Here is a 2,505-nt window from a genome sequence, read left to right as displayed (position 1 = left end):
GGCCAGCGCCAATGCAAAGAACATATGATCGAGCACATAAAGCGTTGCGGCCAAAACAACGCCCCAGCCGAACCAATAAATTCCGCCGTAGGCAAGAAAGACAATGACCAGTCCCGTATATTCAAACAGCAAGGTACGCTGCTCGCCCCAGCGCGCGACAGCACGCCCCATAAGCGGTGCCACGAAGATATTCACCACAAGGTTGATAAGATAAAGCGCCGTAATTTCATGCACGTCAAAGCCAAAGCGCTCGACCATCATGAACCCTGCGAACACCATGAAAATTTGCCGGCGCGCGCCTGCCATGAATTGCAGTGCGTAATAAAGCCAGTAGCGTTTGCGCAGGATCATCTTTTTCAGCTGCGGATGCGGTGCGTCAAACTGCGGGTAGATAAAGAAACAGGCCAGCGCCATGAGCGCCGTCAAACCACCTGAAACCAGATAAACGAAATTGTAGCTAAGATCGAAAGCTTCCCACGTCAGAACGATAAGCCCATAGGACAACAGCGTTGCCCCCGATCCTGCTGCCAAAAGCCAGCCAAGCATTTGCGGCGCGCGTTTCTTCTCGATCCATTGCAATTGCAGCGATTGGTTCACCGTCTCGTAATAATGAAATCCGATAGAGCTAAGCATCGTGATCGTCAGAATGCCCCCCATCGTCGGGAACCACGCGGTGATCGCCGTTGCAACCCCAAGCATCACAAGTGAAACCAGCCCCAAGACCTGTTCGCGCATGAATATGATAATCGCGATGACGCCCACAGCCAGAAAACCGGGGATTTCGCGAACCGTATGCAGCCATCCGATGTCGGAGCCGTCAAAATTGGCGACCTCAATCACAAAATTATTCAGCAGCGCCGACCACGTTGCAAAGGCAATCGGCATGGCTGCGGCCATCACAAACAGCAGCGCAATCGGCCTGCGCCAAAACGGATAGTGTTGCGACTCTGCTAGGGTAATTGAATTCATTATGCCTCCTAAGCCGTTCTGCCAGCCAAGGCGAGAGGCAATCTGCCTAACTGATCTATATCAAAGCGGATCCATTCCAATTCCTGCATGGGTGACGCGCCCCTTATGAAGCGAGACGAAAATGGACCTTGTTGCTTTAGTCGAACGCATTGGCGAAGCCCCCGCTGCCGCGCTGTTTGGTCTGATAACGGGCACAGTATTCGGCATCGCGGCCCAGCGTTCACAGTTTTGCTTACGCGCCGCCGTTGTAGAATTTGCGCGCGGCAGCATGGGTGACAAGATCGCCGTCTGGCTCTTAACCTTTTCAACCGCGGTTGTCTGGGTCCAGGGTGCGCAGATGCTGGGTCTGATCGAAACCGCCGACGCACGCATGATGGCGGTTCCGGGAAGCTGGTCGGGCGCAATCATTGGCGGCCTGATGTTTGGCGCAGGCATGGTGCTCGCTCGCGGGTGTTCGGGCCGGTTGCTGGTGCTCGCGGCAACAGGAAACTTACGCTCTCTGGTGTCGGGACTGATCTTTGCAGTGGTCGCACAGATGAGCCTATCCGGCATGTTTTCCCCGATCCGCGACAGGCTCGCTAGCCTCTGGATCACTTCGGGCGGACGCAACATGGACCTGCTTGCAACACTGGGACTCGATCAGGCTTTCGGCCTTATCTTCGGCCTTGCGCTTGCGGTGCTTGCTTTGATCGTTGCGCGGCGCAATGCGATCGGCACCGCTCGGTTGGTCTTTGCCTCCGGCGTCGGCTTTGCAGTCGCGCTTGGCTGGTTCCTTACCTACTCTCTGGCGCAAGTCGCCTTTGATCCGCTGCAAATCGAAAGCGCAACATTCACCGGCCCCTCCGCGCATACGCTGATGTTCTTCCTTGATCGCAATGCTGTGCTGGAATTCGACATAGGCCTTGTTCCGGGGGTGTTCTTGGGTGCCTTCATCGCTGCCGCTTTCGCAAAAGAGCTTAAATTTCAGGGCTTCGAGACAACCTCCAACATGCGCCAGGCGATGATCGGCGCGGCGCTTATGGGATTTGGCGGAATGCTTGCTGGCGGCTGCGCGATTGGCGCGGGCGTCACCGGTGGCTCGATCTTTGCGGGCACCGCTTGGGCCGCGCTCACATCTTTCTGGATCGGCGGCATGGCAACGGACTGGCTGATATTCCAACGCGGGGCTTTGGCGAGCGCCTGAATCATGCTAAGCTCGCGCTATGAGCGATGAAAAAATAGCAGTTGAAAACCCGAATACGCCAGGCCGCAGCGAAAACGTGCGCGCGGACAAATATCATGACATGCGCGCCGCGCTTTTAAAGGTGCTGCCTGATACCGCCCCTGGCCTACCCTTTGCCGCCCTCAAAGAAGGTGCAAAAGCACACCTCAGTGAAACGCTGTTCCCTGATGGGAAAACTTCCGGATGGTGGGCGAAATGCGTGCAACTTGATCTGGAAGCCAAAGGCCTACTTCTGCGCACCACATCCAAACCGCTAACCTTTTACAAGGCCTGACACCCCTTCTTTGGTCCAGAAATACCTCGGGGGTCTGGGG

General features: G+C 56.1%; 3 protein-coding genes. 2 read left to right on the top strand and 1 reads right to left on the bottom strand.

What is annotated here, in order from left to right:
• Positions 1-969: MFS transporter (locus tag WBC85_RS11270; RefSeq protein WP_424436867.1), on the bottom strand; the 969-nt coding region annotated here is incomplete at its 3' end.
• A 121-nt stretch (positions 970-1,090) separates the two neighbouring features.
• Between WBC85_RS11270 and WBC85_RS11265 the strand changes: the two genes are divergently transcribed.
• Positions 1,091-2,152 (top strand): YeeE/YedE family protein, encoded by a 1,062-nt coding sequence (locus WBC85_RS11265; protein ID WP_424436864.1) that lies wholly within the window; start codon positions 1,091-1,093, stop codon positions 2,150-2,152.
• 19 nt (positions 2,153-2,171) lie between these two features.
• Entirely contained in the window at positions 2,172-2,465 is a 294-nt protein-coding gene (locus tag WBC85_RS11260) for a DUF6958 family protein (protein ID WP_424436861.1), read from the top strand.
• Positions 2,466-2,505: the final 40 nt, after the last annotated feature.

It is taken from the genome of Planktotalea sp. (genome assembly GCF_049680325.1).
In the GTDB taxonomy this organism is placed as follows: Bacteria; Pseudomonadota; Alphaproteobacteria; order Rhodobacterales; family Rhodobacteraceae; genus Planktotalea.
This window is presented reverse-complemented; position numbering and strand designations above follow the sequence as displayed.